The sequence below is a fragment of the Nocardia sp. NPDC004718 genome, assembly GCF_053601535.1.
The window spans coordinates 1-17,120 of sequence record NZ_JBSGCA010000043.1; the positions used below are offsets into that span (position 1 = coordinate 1).

18 protein-coding genes and 2 pseudogenes are annotated in these 17,120 nt (G+C 66.4%); 9 read left to right on the forward strand and 11 right to left on the reverse strand.

Annotated elements, in window-relative coordinates:
• Positions 1-238 precede the first annotated feature (238 nt).
• Positions 239-982: a GntR family transcriptional regulator gene (locus ACWEH3_RS27025; RefSeq protein WP_450021330.1), complete on the reverse strand. Its 744-nt coding sequence runs from the start codon at positions 980-982 to the stop codon at positions 239-241.
• 140 nt (positions 983-1,122) lie between these two features.
• Here ACWEH3_RS27025 and ACWEH3_RS27030 point away from each other — a divergent pair, with 140 nt between their 5' ends.
• Both ACWEH3_RS27030 and ACWEH3_RS27035 read left to right on the forward strand, forming a co-directional pair.
• Positions 1,123-2,016, forward strand: a complete 894-nt coding sequence (locus ACWEH3_RS27030) for an NAD(P)-dependent oxidoreductase (protein ID WP_450021328.1) — start codon at positions 1,123-1,125, stop codon at positions 2,014-2,016.
• Positions 2,013-2,492 carry an SRPBCC family protein gene (locus tag ACWEH3_RS27035; RefSeq protein ID WP_450021326.1) on the forward strand — a complete coding sequence of 160 codons (480 nt, stop codon included), beginning with the start codon at positions 2,013-2,015 and terminating at the stop codon, positions 2,490-2,492. Before ACWEH3_RS27030 ends, ACWEH3_RS27035 begins: the two co-directional genes overlap by 4 nt.
• A gap of 169 nt (positions 2,493-2,661) precedes the next feature.
• Here the strand turns inward: ACWEH3_RS27035 and ACWEH3_RS27040 are convergent, their stop codons facing one another.
• Positions 2,662-3,342: a class II aldolase/adducin family protein gene (locus tag ACWEH3_RS27040; protein ID WP_450021324.1), complete on the reverse strand. Its 681-nt coding sequence runs from the start codon at positions 3,340-3,342 to the stop codon at positions 2,662-2,664.
• Positions 3,343-3,502: 160 nt separating this feature from the next.
• On the opposite strand from ACWEH3_RS27040, the pseudogene ACWEH3_RS27045 reads away from it, so the two are divergent.
• Both ACWEH3_RS27045 and ACWEH3_RS27050 read left to right on the forward strand, forming a co-directional pair.
• Positions 3,503-3,640, forward strand: a pseudogene (locus ACWEH3_RS27045) (nuclear transport factor 2 family protein); the annotation flags it as partial.
• Positions 3,604-3,861 (forward strand): annotated as a pseudogene (locus ACWEH3_RS27050) (nuclear transport factor 2 family protein); the annotation flags it as partial. The pseudogenes ACWEH3_RS27045 and ACWEH3_RS27050, both read left to right, overlap by 37 nt.
• A gap of 213 nt (positions 3,862-4,074) precedes the next feature.
• On the opposite strand, the gene ACWEH3_RS27055 reads toward ACWEH3_RS27050, so the two are convergent.
• The 6 genes from ACWEH3_RS27055 to ACWEH3_RS27080 all read right to left on the reverse strand — a co-directional run bounded on the left by ACWEH3_RS27055 (position 4,075) and on the right by ACWEH3_RS27080 (position 10,275).
• Positions 4,075-4,824: an IclR family transcriptional regulator gene (locus ACWEH3_RS27055; protein ID WP_450021322.1), complete on the reverse strand. Its 750-nt coding sequence runs from the start codon at positions 4,822-4,824 to the stop codon at positions 4,075-4,077.
• 34 nt (positions 4,825-4,858) lie between these two features.
• Positions 4,859-5,749: a fumarylacetoacetate hydrolase family protein gene (locus ACWEH3_RS27060; RefSeq protein WP_450021320.1), complete on the reverse strand. Its 891-nt coding sequence runs from the start codon at positions 5,747-5,749 to the stop codon at positions 4,859-4,861.
• A gap of 178 nt (positions 5,750-5,927) precedes the next feature.
• On the reverse strand, positions 5,928-6,293 hold the full coding sequence (locus ACWEH3_RS27065) for a DoxX family protein (RefSeq protein WP_450021318.1): 366 nt from the start codon (positions 6,291-6,293) through the stop codon (positions 5,928-5,930).
• Between the two features lie 305 nt (positions 6,294-6,598).
• Positions 6,599-8,317, reverse strand: a complete 1,719-nt coding sequence (locus tag ACWEH3_RS27070; protein WP_450021316.1) for a CocE/NonD family hydrolase — start codon at positions 8,315-8,317, stop codon at positions 6,599-6,601.
• 215 nt (positions 8,318-8,532) lie between these two features.
• Positions 8,533-9,150, reverse strand: a complete 618-nt coding sequence (locus ACWEH3_RS27075) for a TetR/AcrR family transcriptional regulator (RefSeq protein ID WP_450021314.1) — start codon at positions 9,148-9,150, stop codon at positions 8,533-8,535.
• Positions 9,151-9,342: 192 nt separating this feature from the next.
• Positions 9,343-10,275, reverse strand: coding sequence for a response regulator transcription factor (locus ACWEH3_RS27080; protein WP_450021312.1), 933 nt, complete (start codon positions 10,273-10,275; stop codon positions 9,343-9,345).
• 77 nt (positions 10,276-10,352) lie between these two features.
• Here ACWEH3_RS27080 and ACWEH3_RS27085 point away from each other — a divergent pair, with 77 nt between their 5' ends.
• Positions 10,353-12,212 carry a glycosyl hydrolase 53 family protein gene (locus tag ACWEH3_RS27085; protein ID WP_450021310.1) on the forward strand — a complete coding sequence of 620 codons (1,860 nt, stop codon included), beginning with the start codon at positions 10,353-10,355 and terminating at the stop codon, positions 12,210-12,212.
• Here ACWEH3_RS27085 and ACWEH3_RS27090 read toward each other — a convergent pair.
• Entirely contained in the window at positions 12,209-12,475 is a 267-nt protein-coding gene (locus ACWEH3_RS27090) for a hypothetical protein (RefSeq protein ID WP_355078183.1), read from the reverse strand. The two genes, ACWEH3_RS27085 and ACWEH3_RS27090, sit on opposite strands and share 4 nt — an antisense overlap.
• A gap of 66 nt (positions 12,476-12,541) precedes the next feature.
• Between ACWEH3_RS27090 and ACWEH3_RS27095 the strand changes: the two genes are divergently transcribed.
• On the forward strand, positions 12,542-12,667 hold the full coding sequence (locus ACWEH3_RS27095) for an Rv1535 domain-containing protein (RefSeq protein ID WP_452358406.1): 126 nt from the start codon (positions 12,542-12,544) through the stop codon (positions 12,665-12,667).
• Positions 12,668-12,777: 110 nt separating this feature from the next.
• Here ACWEH3_RS27095 and ACWEH3_RS27100 read toward each other — a convergent pair whose 3' ends face one another.
• Together ACWEH3_RS27100 and ACWEH3_RS27105 are read right to left on the reverse strand one after the other, a co-directional pair.
• On the reverse strand, positions 12,778-13,206 hold the full coding sequence (locus ACWEH3_RS27100; RefSeq protein ID WP_450021305.1) for a hypothetical protein: 429 nt from the start codon (positions 13,204-13,206) through the stop codon (positions 12,778-12,780).
• A 95-nt stretch (positions 13,207-13,301) separates the two neighbouring features.
• A complete protein-coding gene (locus tag ACWEH3_RS27105; protein WP_450021303.1) occupies positions 13,302-15,095 on the reverse strand; it encodes an AMP-dependent synthetase/ligase in 1,794 nt (597 codons plus the stop codon).
• Between the two features lie 255 nt (positions 15,096-15,350).
• On the opposite strand from ACWEH3_RS27105, the gene ACWEH3_RS27110 reads away from it, so the two are divergent.
• The 3 genes from ACWEH3_RS27110 to ACWEH3_RS27120 are packed head-to-tail and all read left to right on the forward strand — an operon-like array spanning position 15,351 to position 17,117.
• Complete coding sequence (locus ACWEH3_RS27110) at positions 15,351-15,485, forward strand: hypothetical protein (RefSeq protein WP_450021301.1); 135 nt, start codon at positions 15,351-15,353, stop codon at positions 15,483-15,485.
• Between the two features lie 10 nt (positions 15,486-15,495).
• Positions 15,496-16,485, forward strand: a complete 990-nt coding sequence (locus ACWEH3_RS27115) for an Acg family FMN-binding oxidoreductase (protein ID WP_450021299.1) — start codon at positions 15,496-15,498, stop codon at positions 16,483-16,485.
• A gap of 29 nt (positions 16,486-16,514) precedes the next feature.
• The gene (locus tag ACWEH3_RS27120) at positions 16,515-17,117 is read left to right on the forward strand and encodes an Rv1733c family protein (RefSeq protein WP_450021297.1); all 603 of its coding nucleotides are present in this window, start codon (positions 16,515-16,517) and stop codon (positions 17,115-17,117) included.
• The last annotated feature ends 3 nt before the right edge of the window (positions 17,118-17,120 follow it).

Consider the following 17,120-nt stretch of genomic DNA (forward strand, 5'->3'; position numbering starts at 1 on the left):
GTCCCCAAGACCAGTGTGGGCAAGTTCGACAAGAAGCGGCTACGCGCCCAGTACGCCGACGGTGACCTGGAAGTCACCACCCTGTCCTGACCCCCACCGCCCCCGGTCACCACTTCACCATCGGCAGTGGTGACCGGGGGTGGCTGCGCAACCGCCGCGCGGGCTGCTGGTGCCACGGCGCGAGCCGGGCCTCGACCTCATCGCGAAGATCATCGGCTTCCCGGCGGTTGCTCACCCGTCAGTCCGGAACGCCGACCATCTCCAGGGCCAATGGCACAGCGGTCGGCTGGTAGTCGGGCGAGGTGTCGCTCAATACTTTGAAAGCGGTGTGGGCCAAGTGACTCGCCATGCGGGCTTGGGCCGAGGCCTTGGCGCCCTCCACCAGCGCGGACAGAATCTGCGCGTGTTCGTGATCACCGGCCTTGTGCCAGCTGTTCGGCTCGCCCCCCTGGTAGATCCGGATGTACCGGACACACCGGTCGGCCAGTTGACGCAACTGCTTTTGCATGGTGTCACCGGCGCCGCAGGTGATCGTGCGGTGGAACGCCGAGTGGATGACGAACCAGCGCTCGGTCTCACCTTCCTCCGCGGCCACGCGCATGGCCGCCAGTTGCTCGGTCGCGCGATCTCGGGCGGCATCGTCGAAGCTGTCCACTGTCATGGCGACGGCCAGCGACTCGAGCACGACTCGGCTCGCGTAGATCTCGTCGAGCTCACGCGGGTCGAGCATGGAGACGCGGGTGCGCTGGTTCGGTTCGATCTGGACCAGGCCCTCCTCTTGCAGCATCCGCAGCACCTCGCGCAACGGTGTGCGGCTGACACCGAGCTGCTCGGCCAGCGACACCTGTGAGAGCTTCGTCCCAGGCCGCAGCGTGCCGTCGAGAATCCTTTCGCGCAGGTAGGCATGGACATACGGGATAGCTTGGCGTGCCTCGGGTAGTTCCACCCTGGTGATGTGCGGGACGAGCACTTTGCGACTCATACCCCTAGCGTAAGCGATGTGTATACATATTCCTTCTCTTTCGGATGTCGTCCGCGTAAACTGCATACAGTATTTCGGGGTCGTGGCGTCGACGAAGGCGTCCCCCTCCCCGCGCGAAAACTCGTGAGGACGTGACCAATGTGAGAAGTATCGGAGTCATCGGACTGGGCAAGATGGGCCTGCCAATCGCTGAGAACTTGCTGGCCCGGGGGTTCGACGTCGTGGGGTACCGGCGCAGCATCGAGTGTCCCGAGCTAGAGGCCGCGGGCGGCACCCTCGCGTCGTCGCCGGCGGAACTGGCCACCTCGTGCGAGGTCATTGTGTCGATCCTGCCGACCGCGGATGACGTCGAGCGCGTGGTCGGCGGACCCGAGGGCACGCTGTCGACGATGCGCCCCGGAGCGATCCACCTCGAGATGAGCACGATCCCGGTGACGCGCAAGCTCGCACTCATGCGTCAGCTCCAGCATTCCGGGGCCACCATGCTCGACTGTCCGATCAGCGGCAGCCCCGGAATGGTCGGCCCGCGGCTGGCCAGGATCTTCGCCTCCGGAGCGGCGGACGCGATCGATCGAGTCGCCGACGTCTTGGACGCCATCTCGGGGCCCTGGGTCAGAACCGGTGACTTCGGGACCGGCACCCACCTGAAGTACATCTCCTCCATGCTGGTGGCGACCCATACGGTGGCGGCCGCGGAAGCGATCGTGCTGGCCCGCCGCGACAACTTGGACCTCGAGGTGGTCCAGTGCGCCCTTGGGATGTCCATCGCGGGCTCGGCGCTGCTCGAGCAGCGGGGTCCCGTAATGGCGCAACGCTCATGGCTGCCCGCTCCCGGGCCCATCGCGACGTTGCACGAGATCCTCGACCAGATCGAGGCGCACCTGGACGACCTCGGCGAGCGTCGGCCGGTGTTCGAGGCGGCCAAAGCGGTCTTCGACCAGGCCTTGGCCGACGGTTGGGGAGAACTCGATATAGCCAGCGTGCACGACCAGATCTCCGCCCAGAACGCACTCGCACAGGAAGTCACCAAATGATCTACGTCACTCACCGCCTCCCGGTCAACGAGACCGGCGAGCCCACGCTCGATCGGACTGCCGTGTGGCAGGGCCTGGCCATGAAGGCCGACAACGCGCTGCCCTTCGTGCCGGCCATGTCCTACTGCCTCGTCACCGCTCGCCTCGATGACATGACGTTCGAGCGCGAGATCGAGCTGTTCGGCGACCGCTATTCCGAGCGAGTCAGCCTCCAGCCGCAGCAGCGGGTGATTTTCACGCGCATCTCGGGGCCGGTCCTCGGCACGATCGTCAACGACATCGAGGAAGACGAGGGGGAGCTGTTCCTCCGGTTCAGCTTCGCGCTGGTGCTCGAAGGCGTACAGAGTGGTTCTCCCGAGGAGGCGGCGTACGCCGAGGAAATGACGACGCAGTACATAGCGGCGGTCGGCGCAACGCTCGCGGCCATCCGTCGGGTCTCCGGTGGAGAAGCGTCCGTCACGCTGCCCATGAGCTGACGTCCGGAACTTCGGCGACGGCCCCGCGTTCCTGCGCGGGGCCGTGCGCCTCATCGGGCACCGCGCACGCCCGAATTCACTTCCGCCGCAATCCGATCCAGTCCGGTCGGCATGGCGACGAGACCGGAGTCCAGCAGCGTTGAGCGTTGGGTGGCATACGCGCGTGGGATCATCGGGCGGCGCGCGTCGTCGCCGCTTTGCGCAGCAGGTGTGCCCCCAGTCTGGGCAGTAGTTCGTGTTTGACGGCTTGCCATGAGCGAATCTCTTCCGCCGACATGGCGGCGACTGGTGCGTCCCTCGTCTCGAGCCAGACGGCGCACGCGGCGGCAAGCACCGACATGGTGGCGACTGCGGTGGCGGGGTCGGCTGCCATCGTGATCGCGCCGTTGCCACGCAGAATGAGCGCGTCCGACGCCCCGATCGCCTCGGCGAGTCGCCGGCCGCGGTCGGCTTCGCGGACCAGTAGCGCGGAGGGGTACACCGGCACGGAATCGCCCAGCCAGCACGCCTGGCCGTGGGTCGGTGCGATGCGGTCGGCGAGCATGCCGACAGGCAGCGATGCCGCCGGCTGGGCCCGCGCGATCGCTCCGGTCGCCGGGAAACGGTGGTAGAGGGCCAAATGGGCCCACGCCTCGGCCGGGCATCCGGGGGGCAATGACGTCGCGTTCAACGGGACGCGGATGCAGTTCGACGCCTCGACGGTCTCGAGATCCGCGGCAGGTGTGATCACCATGTGGTCGAAGTCCCTGGCGGATACATGCCCGAACGCGTCGACCAGCCCCATGGTGGCCATGGCCCGCGCTGCGTCGGAAACCCGGACTTCGATGGGTTGGGTGGTGGAAGAGGTCACCGAATAACTGTATGCACTTTCAGTTCGGGTGCCAAGCCCGGGGCGGAAATCGACGCTTCGGGCGGTTCATTCCGCACAGCGAAATTCGTGCTCAGGGAGATGGCCGGGCGTAACTGGGTCGGGTCAAGGTGTATGCAGTTCATCTCGAAAGGATCCAATTATGACCAGCGCTTTGACCGCCGCCGTGTTCCACGCGGTCGACACTCTCGACTCCAAGGCCTTTGCGGAGCTTTTCGCCCGTGATGGCAGGACGACCTTCGGCAACGGCCCCGTTCTCGAGGGCCGCGAGGCGGTCGAGGCGGGCACTGTCGGCTTCTTCGACATGCTCAGCGGATGCATCACGAGATCGTCCACGAGTGGGTCGTGGGCAACGACACCATCGTCGAGCTGGTTGTCACCTATACGCGTAAAGATGGCCGAGAGGTCTCCATCCCGGTGGTGTCGATCTGGACTGTCGGTGGCAGCGGACTGATCGATAGCTATCGTGTCTTCTTCGACGTGGCCCCGGTTTTCGCGTGACCAAGGCTACGTGATCAGGGCGTGTTGCGGTTGTCACCGGAGGCGCCGCCGCTCGGTGCCGACCGCACCGCCGCGACCGACTATGGGCCTGTCCGGATCGCCGGGTTCATGGCGGGGCGGTAGGGCCTGGCCGCGGTCGGTCAGCCGATAAGTGACCGCGGCCGGGGGAATGCGTCAACGCTGGAGTGACCAGCGCGAGGCGAGGCCCGACCTTCAGGCGAAGTTCTCGGCGATCGCGGACGCGGTCGCCCGGACGTCGGGTACGAGGTCGACGAGGTGCCTGCGGCTGGAGGCCGCCGAAGGGCACGCCAACACGACCGCCGCCATGACCACGCCGGTCCGGGAGGTGACCGGGACGCCGACGGCGTTCACACACTGCTCGTTCGTCTCCAGGCACAGGGCATAACCCTGCCTGCGGACGACCCCGAGTTCACGACGGAGCGCGGCGAGTTCACGCGCCGAGCCATCACGCATTCGGACGTGGCGGTCGGGGTAGAGCGCGACCAGTTCGCTGTCGGGAAGCTGGGCCAGGAGCACCTTGCCGCCCGATGTGGTGTGTGCGGGCAGCAAGTGCCCGACACGATTCCGGACACGGTGGGCGTGGCTGCTCTCGACGCCGTCGATGAACCGGCAGCCGTTGCCCTCCAGGGTCACCAGGAAAGTCGTACAGCCCGACCGCCGCGAAAGGTCGGCCAGAGAGGGATGGCCGAGGACGCCGAGGTCGTGTGGTGGCTCGGCGCCCCACGGGAATTTCGTCAGCCGTGGTCCCGGCAGGTAGGCGCGTTTGCGATCCTGTTCGGCGAACCGGTGCCTTTTGAGGGTGGACAACAGCCGGTGTGCGGTGGGAGGCGTCACCGCGAGCAGTTCCGCGGCGTCGGCCACGCGCAACCTACCGTTCTCGCGCAGAGCGACGAGGAGCGTGAGCACGTTCTCGGCCGAAGAGATCGACTCGTGGGATGGCATGGTCCCTGCCCTCATCGACGATGGACGCTCCCGGTCATGCCGCGACCATTCTGTTCTCCAGTCGACCGAGGCCGTCGATCTCGCTGACGACCAGGTCGCCTGCGTTCAGGAAAGTCTTGCGCGGCAGGCCGACACCGGCCGGCGTACCGGTCAGGATGACGTCACCCGGCTCGAGGGTCAGCACGCGGCTCGCGGCGGCGATCAACCGCGGCACCGTGATCACCATGTCGGCGGTGGACGCTTCCTGCTTGATCTCCCCGTTGACCGTCAGCCGAAGCGTGAGGTCGTGCGGATCGCCGATCTGCCAGCTGGGCACGAGTCCGGGCCCCAATGGGCACGACCCGTCGAATGCCTTGTGCTGGAACCAGTCCCAGCCGAATGGTGCGAGGACCGCGTCTTTCCTCGGGAACAGTCCCCGAGCGGACAGGTCGTTGGCGACCGTGTAGCCCGCCACGTGATCGAGGGCCGCGCGCTCATCGATATCGTGACCGCCTGCGCCGATGACGACGGCCAACTCGACCTCCCAGTCCACGTCGGCGCGTTCCGGCAGACGCACGTCGTCGTGCGCGCCCAGGACCGTCGTGGTGGGTGGCTTGAGGAAGAAGAAGGGCTCACCGTCCGGATCCGGACGCTGTGTGCCCATCTCCTCCGCGTGTCCGTAGTAGTTCGCCCCGGCGCAGATGACCTTGCGGGGGTAGGTGAGAGGTGCGACGAGCTGGACATCCGGTACGACCTCGAGCGCTGACGGCTGGAAGTTCTGGAGCAGGGGCGTGAACTCGGCCCACCGATCGAGAACGTCCAACAGAGTGAGACCCGACAGCGGCTCCGGCGCCCGACCGACTTCGCCGTCGGCGAGCACGCCGACACTCGGCTGCGCTCGGTTGCTCCCGGCGAACTGGACTAGACACCACTGCTGCGACGACATGGAAACCCCTTAGGAATCAAGAACTCGCTAAAGTGCACACACTTTTGCGACGGATGTCAAGCCGGGCCGCTCGACAGGCTCGCTACTCCGGAGCCCCGTGCACAATGGCGGTGAAGTGCGGGCGCTGCGTCACGTCGAACGCGACGGTCCGCTCGTATTCCTGCGTCGGGTACGTCCCTCACGAAACTGCCTGTTGCCCAACTGAAATCAGATACGCGACCGCGACGGCAGCGATCGCGAGCGCTGGAATCAGCTGCGCGAACCGGTCGCGAACGCGGAGATGGCTGATAGCGGCGCCGACCATCAGCGCCACGACGCCCACTGCGGCGAGGGCGCCGACGGCGGGGATCGTCAGCCCCAGGAGTACTCCGATCGCACCGAGCAACTCCAAGGCCCCGATACGGCGGAAGGCGTTGACGCTGAATCCGAGGTGCGCCGCGGTGTCGCGTTGGAAGCTGAGGGCCAGGGTCATGGTTGTACCGGCCCCTAGCAGAACGAACGCGAGCAAAGCTGCGAGGATGGTTGTTGCGGTCATGGCGATCATCTCCTGTTGTCGATGTCGAGGATTGGTCCCTGGATGTCAGGGCGGTGGACATAGCTGATTGCTGCCTGCCTCATATGAGGCTCGAATGCAGCCCCTCGGCTCGGGGGTAGGGCTGACGCCGACGATCTGGATCTCCCCGATGTCGACGCCTCCGTCCAGCGGTTCGGCGCGGGCCCGCTTTCAGGTCCGGGGCCGCCAGCCGCAGGCGATATGGGTGGCTCGAGGTGCCACCCGGTACAGGTGTGCTCTTGCCGTGTCCGGTCGTAGACGAGGGGAGCGCCGGGCGAATTGTCGGGCCGTCCTGTTCACTCTCCTTCCAGGATCGGCAGGAGCAGACGTGATCTGGAGTGCACCGTATTGACGCTTGGGCTGCCGACGGGGGCGTGACTGAACAGCAGCATGGGGCGGAAATCCTCGCGGCTGTCGTCACTGGTGAGGACGAGCCGGATGCGGTGCCCGCGGCGGAATCGGCGGGCGTTGGCCACCAGCGGGATGCGGTAGTCGACCGGCTCCCCGGCAGGGACGGGATCCCACGTCCTCATCGGGAGGACGGGCCTGCCCGTCGCGCTCGCGTCCTCGTCGACGTAGCGCATGCCGGCTCGCAGCCAGCCCTGGGTGACGTCGATGGCTTTGCCGTCCGGTCCGACGTCTTGCAGGAGCAGGATCCATCCCGTGTCGGCCGCACTGCTGGTGGCGGTGAGCCGTAGCTCAGGGTGGCCGACCATGTCGAGGTCGCCGAGAAGGGGATCGCTGGTCCAACTCAGTTCTGCGGGCATGGCATTCGCGCCGTCCGTGGCGTAGCTGCGCTCGCCCGGTTGCTCGTCGCCAGTGAGGGAGCCGTCGGAGTTGAGGGACAAGGCCATGTGTGTCGCAGGCGGGGGCCAGGAGTCGGCGGTGAGCCACCGTTCGGCCCCGGGCAGCCAGTAGCGGATGGCGGGGCCTTCGAGAATGCCGGTGTCCCGCCCTTTGAGCCAGTGGTCGAACCAGGCGAGGGCCTCGATGTGCATGCTCTCCCATGGCCAGGGCAAGCTGTGCTCCCCGAGCATGGTCATGCGCACGTGCGGGTTGTGGGGGAGGGCCTTCCAGGCTTGGAAGAGGCCGGGTAGATGGAGCGGGACGTTGGACCACTCGCCGCCGAGGTAGACGGGGATGTCGACGCGGGACAGCAATTCGGTCAGGTCACGGTCGTCCCACCACGCATCTCGGGTGGGGTGTTCGGTGGCCACGGCGTTCAGCAGGGTCTCCCATGGGTGGGCATCGTGGCGGAAGCGGCTGACCAGCCGCAGGCCGAGAGTCGCCTGGACGCCGTCGGTGTGCCTGAACCGGCGGTGGACGGCGGGAATCGCGAGAATTCTGCGCAGGAGGCGGGACAGGCCCTTGCGGTAGAGAGAGTCGCCGTGGGCCGACAGGACGCCTAGCGCACGGAACCACGGGGTGATGAAAGCCTGGCTCAACAGGCCGTTGTGGTAAGAGGCTTCCCAGGCCTGGACGGTGACATTGAACGGGAACAGGGCCTTGAGATGAGGTGGGCGCTGGGTGGCCGCCTCCATCTGGGTCATGGCGTAGTAGCTGATGCCGATCATGCCCACGTTGCCGTCGCACCACGGCTGCCCGGCGACCCACTCGACCAGGTCGAACAGGTCCCGGCGCTCCTGCTCGTCGAAAAAGGTGTAGGTGCCGTCCGAGCCCACGGTGCCACGAAGGTTGGCGATGACATGGGCGTAGCCGCGTGGAACCCAGAAGTCGGTGGTGCCGGCCTCGATGACCGCCGCGGGGGCACCGAGGTCCTGGAGTTGGCGGGGATAGGGTGCCGCCGCGATGAGCGCGGGAAATCTGCCGTCGGCGTCGGGGCGGTGAATGTCGGCCAGCAGCCGGGTGCCGTCACGGACCGGGACGGGCACATTGTTCTCGCGGGTCGTCCCGTGGAGAGCGGGGGACAGGTCGCGATACTCGCGACCTGTGGTCTGCGGTCCGTTCAACTGACGCTGACCGGGCTCCGCACCGGCTGCTCTTACCCGAGCCACGGCATCCTCATTTCCACATATACAGAAATTAACGGGCTAACGGTACGCCCGGCGCCCCGCTACAGGCAAGAGCAATTTCCATACATGCTGAAATATCTGTCGTCGACGACCCGAGCGCCACGCTCGGTGGGGCGAACGGGTGATGAGCATGGTGCGGCCGCCGTCGTACTCGACCGCGGCGCCGACCGACTCATCCCTGCGGGGTCATCCGCCGCTCAGGCGCTCTCCGAGACATCCGCGCCCAGGTGACCGGTGAGGTAGTGCTGCACGGTCGGCCCGATCAGGCGGACGACCTGCTCCGTGTGCAGATCGGCGATGCTGTCGAGGGCCCAGACATAACGCGTCATGGCCAGTCCCACGATCTGAGTGGCCACCAAGTCCGCCCGCAGGCCGGCCTCGTCGTCGGGAAGGCTCGCCGATACCGCCTGCAAGACAAGATCGGAGAAGACGGCGCGGAGGCGCTCCATGGCGAAGGGCTCGTGACTCGCGGCGAGGATGATCGACCGCAGGATCTCCGATGTGGCCGGATCGTCCCACATGCGCAGCGCCGCCTCGACAAAGGCCCGTCCGCGCTCCTCCAGTGGCACTCGAGCGGCCTCCCCGATTGCCGCACCGAAGGATTCCGGCGGCTCCAGCGCCGCCTTCAGCAATCCCATCTTGTTGGAGAAGTAGTAGTTCACCAGGGTGGGGTCTACTTCGGCGGCCTTCGCTACGGCTCGCAACGAGGTTCCGCTGTAACCTCGCTCGGCGAAGGACTTACGCGCCGTTGCGAGGATGCGGTCCGCCTGCGCGCCACGTTCCCCCCGAGGCCCCCGCCCCGCTCGTGCCACCATGTTCCACCGTCTCCTCTGCCGGTTCCGCACTTCCCGACTGGGCGCGACCAAGTTTCCACACACGCTGAAATCTGTTTCAGCCTACCGGGCGATTCAGTTCCCGGTCCCGCGGGAGGCTTCCCACAGCCGTCCGAGCACCGCGAGAGGCAGCGACCCGTATGGCCGCGACGGCCTTCGAAGTGTGTCCTACCGTTATCGCTGCTCTCCGGGCGTAGGGGGAATGAGGTCGAGGGCTTGGGCCTTTCGCAGCGCTGCGATGCGATCGTGCACACCGAGCTTGCGATAAAGGTTCTCGGTATGTTTCGTGACCGTCGCCGCCTTGATCCCGAGTCGGGTGCCGATGGCATGCGCGGTAAGGCCGTCGCACAGGAGCGCGAGCACCGCCGCCTCCCGGGGAGTGATCTTGTACTCCGCGGGATCCGCGCGCATCGTGTGGTGTGCGAAGGCTGCCGCCTCATGCGCTTCGACCGTGTCGAGCAGCGAGCGGGCGAGCACGGCGTACTCGAGATCGCGGTCGCTGAAGCCGCCACCGCTGCGGCTCATGATGACGCCGCGGATCCGGCCGGATTCGGAACTCAACGGCAACGCCAGCTGGCGGTCGATGCCGATGGCATCCTTTCCCGCCCGGTATGCCTCACCCTTCCACCAGCGATCGTCGGCTACCTCGTCCATCGTCAGCGGGGTTTTGTCTCGCGTCAGCCCATAATGCCGAAGCAGGGGGTGAGACCGCATATGCGCGTGGATCAGTGCGTCGAGCGGTGCCTCGTGTAGCCAGTCCGGCGACCCGGTGAGCGCATGGCCGGTTCCTGCCCGCCAGTTCAGGTCGATGAGAACCGCCAAGTCACACGGTAGATCGGTGGTCAAGCGTTCCATCAGCAGCGGCCAGACCCGGACCGGCTCCTTTTCGGTGATGATCTGCAACGCGAGATCGTGGATGCGTTTGGCGTCTCCCCCTGGCGCAGCGTCCATTCCAGCATTGTGCAGCACCGGTTCCCGGAGATCGGCTCGAGCTGAGAACGGTATACGAAGTTCTTCGTATATCCGCCTTGGGGCGCCGAAATTATCGTTGGTCTCCGTAAGTATCTGGCGGACTGTCCCTTTGGATCGACACGGCGTCGGCCGCATCGAAGGATGGTTCGCCCGGGAAGCGGACCAGGAAGCACGTTGCGCCGGAAGCGCGCGCAAGTTTGCCGGGGGAATGCATGCGAACATTTGTCGTCAATCTCGATCGTGACACCGAGCGACTGACCGTGATCTCCGAGAATCTGGCGCGCCACGGGATGCTCTTCGAGCGGTGGCCTGCTACCGACGGGCGGACGCTGGATCTCGATCATCCGGAGCAGGGCGAAGTTGTCCAGGACTTCGGCCGCTGGGCGTCGCTGGAGGCCGCCTGCGGGATCAGTCATATCAGGCTCTGGCGACATATCGTCGACCACAGGATTCCGTGGGCGATCGTGCTCGAGGACGACGCCGAGCTGATCTCTCCGCTACCCCACGAGGTCGATGAGTGGGGACTCCCTCCGGGCTGTGATCTCGTCTTCCTGAGCAGCAGGGCCACACCTGGCCGGATCCGGTCGACCGGCGGCAGGTTCTCCTACGCTGACCTGATCGGCGGGGCGGGTACCGAGGGGTATCTCGTCGGACTCGCGGGTGCGGTCAAGCTCCTGCAGATCATGACTCCACTCAAGGATCCGCTCGACTTCCAGATGTACGCCCATGTGGAGTCCGTACAGCGACACGATGCGTTCCCTTATTTCTGGAAACTGCCCATCAATCCGGCCGCTGCGGATGTGCGGCTCGACGCCTACCGCCTCGTTCCCGATGTCGTACGCCATACCGGAGCGGAATCCAGTATCGGGAACAGCCGCCATCCGAGAGCCAGATTCTACTGTCGGCTGCTTCTCGGGCTGGACTTCGCCGACGGAGGATACGGATCGGGCAGTTACACGAACATTCGAGCCGAGTTGGCCCGGCAAACTCGCGATTTCGCCGCAGGACGGCCATCCCGGCACGTCACCAACTTCTTTCACGGAGTCGATCTGTCGCATTGCCCGGGTGGACGCGCGTACGAGGTCGCGACGACACTCGCCGACCACGGAGTGAACAGCGTTCGCCTGAGCGTTTGGGTCGACGACAACTCGCCGATGAACCTCGAGCACGCCATCGGCTTGGCTCAGGCCGCTCGATCCGCCGGACTCGCGATATGTCTCACTCTGCACTATTCCGACACCTGGGCGGATCCGGGTAAACAGTTCAAGCCAAGGGCGTGGGCGTCGCTGCCGATCCGGACGCTGATCGAGGAGGTTCGCCGCTACACTGCGCACACCCTCACCGAGTTCCGCCGTCACGGCATCCAGCCGGCCATGGTGCAAGTCGGCAACGAAATCACCAACGGGATGTTGTGGGCGGAGCCGGGACAGGATCCACGCAGCGGCGCGCGGCTACACCCGGAAGACGGCGTCGAGAGCGACTGGAATCCAGCCGATCAATGGGTGATTCTGTCCGAACTCCTGCGCGCGGCGACGATGGGCGTGCGGGAAACCGCCGATTCCACCCTTATTTCTGTTCATCTCGACCGCGGCGCCGACGTCGAGGGCGCCGAGTGGTGGTTGCGGTACGCGGACCATTTCGACGTCGACTACGACGCCGTGTCGCTGTCGTTCTATCCCCTGGCGCATCACGACGCTACGATTTCGCGGCTGCGCAGAATCGAATCCCTCTGCGCATCGCGACCGCACAAGAGCGTGTTGATCGGCGAGACGGCGTATCCCTTCAGACCGATCGCGGGGGACGACCGTACCTACACCGACATCGAGCGGGAGTTCTCCTTCGACGCGCGCGGGCAGCACGAATACCTCAGATCCGCTCTGCGAACCATTGGAAACCTGTCGACGGGATGCGGACTGTTCTGGTGGGGAGCATGTTTTATCGACGACAGCGTCGAGCGGTCCGTCGACTACTTTCGCGCCCACGCCCTCTTCGACGCCGATTGGCGCCCTCTTCCCGCGCTCTCGGCGTTCAAGGCTCGACAGCACAGCCACAGGCCCGAGCGCTGGATCTAGGCCTCTTCGAGGGCTTCGCCGATTTGGTGAGCGACGCGATTGTGCTGGTCCTGCGCCAGCCAGTGACCGGCCGCGAGGACCACCGCGACGGGCCATTCGATGATCTCCGCCGCAGCCAGCGCGCCGAGTGCACCGTAGTACGCCAACTGTTCGGGTCGAGGGATGCGGACCCGGCCCACTACCGGCAGTTCCACCGCGAAACCCTGCGCGGCCAGCACGCGGTCTACGGCATTCCGGTGGCCGGTATGCGATTTTTCGGCCATTTTTTGCCTTCCGGTAAGAGTCTGTTCGATAAGTCGATGCCTGGCATCCGCACGGTGTCCAGTGTGATGACAAATGGTGCAAGCGGCGGCTCGGATCAGCTGACGGGCGCGCTGACGCAGGTTCTCGCCGTGCCGTTGCGTGAGCTGTACGCGGTGCTGTGGCGCCTTGGGGTCGTCGAGATCGTCGACTGATCACTCCGTTACCGACCGCCCGCGGCGAACACCCACGGGGCATGTCGGCGACGGCGGTCGACAACGCCTGCCGCCGACCCCACCGGGGCGTACCGCAGGTCCACGTGCGACTAATGCATGCTCGGCGAGCGCTGCGCCTGGACCGTGCTCTGCGGCGCGGGAATCGGACGCTCGTCGTCTCGACGGGCGGACTGGCCGCTCCGCGCGTGCGGCTCGGGGCGCCCGGCGCGATCACCGACCTCGGGCGGCGACAGCCTGCCCGATCGCTGCCCCAGCTTCTGAACCACCAAGGTAGCGCCGCCGACACCCAGCAGCACCGGCCAGTCCACCAGACCCGTGGCACCGATCGCCACCAAAGTCAGTGCCGCCGCCGGTGTCGAGTGGCTGCCGCTGCCGAGCCCCTTCTTCACGCCGATCGCGGCACCCTGGATGCCGCCGATCACACCGTTGACAGCCGCGCCGCCCACGGCGCCTGCCGCGGCCGTCGTCGCGCCGGCCGTCCGGGCGATCATGTCCACCACGCCTTCGGAAATCTTCATGGGTCACTCCGTTGCGTTCACCATTTGGACACCTACGAGCAAATCAGAGTTTACCTCTGGCGAGAAGTTGGGGCGGGCATTGCGTGAGTTCGCGATCACTCGTTGTATATCGCGGTGACCTCTGCGGCGAAGTCGCGGAGTACGAGGTTGCGTTTGAGTTTCAACGATGGGGTGACATATCCGCTGTCCTCGGTCAGCTGGGTGTGCAGCAGGCGGAATTTGCGGACGGCCTCGGCGCGGGACACGGCTCGGTTGCCGTCGTCGACAGCGGCCTGAACAGCGGCCAGCAGATCGGGGTCCGCGGCGAGATCATCGACACTGGCGTCCTGGGGTTTGTCATGCAGCTGTTTCCACAGGGAAAAGTGCTCATCGTCGATGGTCACCAGGCAACCGACGAACGGTTTGCCGTCGCCTACGACGATCACCTCACCGATGATGGCGTGGGCGCGGATGCGATCTTCGATCACCGCTGGAGCCACGTTCTTACCGGCGGCGGTCACGATGATCTCCTTCTTGCGCCCGATGATGGTGAGGTACCCGTCCTCATCGAGAGTGCCGAGGTCGCCTGTGGCGAACCAACCGTCGCGGAACGACTCGGCGGTGGCACGCGGGTTGTTCCAATACCCGGTGAACACGTTCGGTCCCCGCAACAGGATCTCGCCGTCCTCATCGATCCGGACCGAGGAGCCCGGGAGCGGTTGGCCGACCGTGCCTATCTTCGGCCGGTCGTCCGGATTGAACGTGGCGGCCGCACATGTCTCGGTCAGCCCGTAGCCCTCCAACACGGTGAATCCGACTCCGCGGTAGAAATTGCCGAGGCGTTCGCCGAGTGGCGCGCCGCCGGATATGGCGTGCGTGGCGCGGCCGCCCAGCGCGGCGCGCAGCCGCCGGTACACCAGCCGGTCGAACAGCGCATGCCGGATCCGCAGCGGGAGCGGTATGTGCCCGGCGCCCCGGGCCCGGCTGTAGTCGATGGCGGTCGTGGCTGCCAGATCGAAGACGCGCTCGCGGTGCGCGAGTTCCGCTCGAGCGCGTGCGGTGTTGTACACCTTCTCGAAGACTCGTGGCACGCCCAGGATCAACGTCGGCCGGAACGCGCCGAGTTCGGCGGTGACATCTTTGACATCGCTGACGTGCGCGATGTCGACCGGGACGTAGGCCGCCGCGACTTCGGCGATTCGGCCGAGCACATGTGCCAGCGGCAGAAACAACAGCACCGAGGACTCTCCGGTGCGGAACAGCGTCGGCATCCGGGCGGTGATGTTGCCGAGTTCGGCGAGGAAGTTGCCGTGGGTCAGCTGACACCCTTTCGGGCGGCCGGTGGTACCGGAGGTATACACGATCGTCGCCGGCACATCGGCCGCTACGGCGGCCCGGCGCTCTACGACGGTGGCGTCGCTGATCCGTGCGCCCTCCGCCGTCAGGTTCGCTATGGCGTCGGCCTCGATCTGCCAGCTGTGCGTCAATTTCGGCAATTGGTCGCGTACCGCCGCGACCACGGCCGTGTGGTGATCGGTCTCTGTGACGATGGCGGACGCGCCGGAGTCGGACACGATCCACTGCACTTGTTCGGCGGAGGAAGTTTCATAGACGGGGACCGAAATCGCGCCCGCGTACCAGATCGCGAAGTCCACCAACGTCCACTCGTACCGCGTGCGGGACATGATGGCCACGCGATCGCCTGCCTGGACGCCGTTGGCGATCAGTCCTTTCGCCGTCGCCCACGCCGCGGCGCGGAACTGGGCAGCGGTCACATCCTGCCAGCGGCCGCCTACCTTGCGGGAGATGACGGTCAGATCGGGGTACCGCTCGGCGTTACGTTCGATCAAGTCGGTGAGGTTCGCCTCGGCGGGCACCTGGTACAGAGCCGGCAGTCCGAATTCCCGCATGATCGGTCCTCCTCGGCGCTGCCGGAGGGCGCACGATGCGCTCGACCTAGGTGAGCCGCGCACTACCGAGTATGGTCCGCGGCACATCGATGCGGCGATGGACGTTGGCAGTCGCGGGTGAGGACATAGGTCCTCTTCAGTGCCGAGTGGTCGACCCACTGCCGCCGCATGCCCAGGTTCCAGGTAGCCGGTGACGTGCCAGAGTGCCCGCTGTTCGGTGACCTTCGGCCGTCACCTGCGCCACTGGTTCGCGCGATGCTGAATCCAGGCGAAAGCGAGCCCTACCGGTTCCTGGTCACCGAAGCCACCCGCCGGATCGGCTCGGAGTTCGTGCTGGACGGTGGCGCGACCGCGGATCCGGTTTCGCGCCTGCCGGACGAATCTCGATGAGAGGCAAGCGATGCCGACAACACACCCCGATTCCGAGACACTGCGATCCGCGTTGGCGCTGGCATCTCGTGCGCCCTCGGTGCACAACACCCAGCCGTGGCAGTGGCGGCTGGGGCGTGAGACCGTCCACCTGTACGCCGACGAGAGCCGAAGGCTCCCGCACACCGACCCTGACGGACGTGACCTGCTGCTGAGTTGCGGTGCGGCGTTGCATCATCTGCGCGTCGCCGCTCGTGCGGAGGGGTGGGAGACGGTGATCCATCGGCTACCGAACCCTGCCGCGCCCGAGCATCTCGCCGCCGTGGAATTTCGTCCGACCACATGCACGCCCGAGCACGTCGAGTTGGCGCGCGCCATCGGCAAACGCAGCACGGATCGCCGCCGCTTCAGCTCGTGGGAGGTGCCGCCCGCGCATATCGAGGCCATCGTCGCCGCCGGGGTGGCGACCGGAGTGCTCGTGCGCGATGTGGAGGCCGAACCGGCGCGGACCCAGTTGCTGCGAGCGTTCGAACAGGCGGCTTGGCAACATGCGCGTGACATCTCCTACGGCGCCGAACTCGCTCAGTGGAGCGGCAGGCACGCGGTGCCGCAAGGGGTGCCGGCGCGCAACGCGGTGTCGGCCGAGGCCGACCCCACGGTGCGTCCCTTCTCGAACCCGGGATTGCCGCAGGCGGTGGTGCGTGACATCGATGCCGCCGACCGGATGATCCTGCTGAGCACCAGCAGTGACGATCGGTTGTCCCAGCTGCGGGCCGGTGAGGCCACGAGCGCGGTGCTGTTGACCGCCACGTCGCTCGGGCTGGCGACATGCCCATTGACCGAGCCGATGGAGTTGGCCGACACCAGAGAACGCATCCGTGCCCACGTTCTCGACGACAGCGCGCATCCGCAGATGATCGTGCGGATCGGATGGGCGGTTCCGAGCGCGGATCCGGTCCCGCCCACGCCGCGCCGCCCGCTCGACGAGGTGGTGCATCCGCTGGATCGCTCGGGTTCATGACGAGGCGTGCCCCGAAGGGGTGATCCAAGGTGCCGCGGTATCCGTCGCGGACGGTTCGCCTGTGGCGATGGCGGCCGTGGAACGGCAATCCACTGATGCGCACTTCGGACCGGTGGGAGGCACTGGTGCGGCTGTTCGCCGCGATGGCAGTGCTGATCGCCGTGCCGCTCGCCGTTGTCGTGGGCACGGACGGCAGCACGAAGGCCGCGGAGCGAATCCGGGTGGAGAACTCCGCCAAGGTCGCCGTGACGGCGACGGTGGTGCGCGCACCGGAACCGGTGCTGACAGTCGCTGGACAGGACGACGCCCGGGCACGGTTCCAAGCGCCGGTGCGGTGGAGCCGGGAGGGCCGCGAAGGCAGCGCGACCGTCCCGGTCCCCGGCGCGGCGGAACCCGGCAGCCACGTCACGGTGTGGTTCGATTCGGCCGGGAAGACAACCGCACCACCCCGGCCGTACTCGGACGCGCTGTGGGCCGGAGTCGCGCTCGGCGCGGTCATTTTTGTCGGAATATGTTTTGGCGCAATGGTTTTGGCTCTATCTACCGGAAGGTTGCTCGACCGGATTCGTGGCGCTCGCTTGGCGGCCGAATGGCGGCGTCTGAGCGGACCGATCGGAACGGACATGGAATGACGG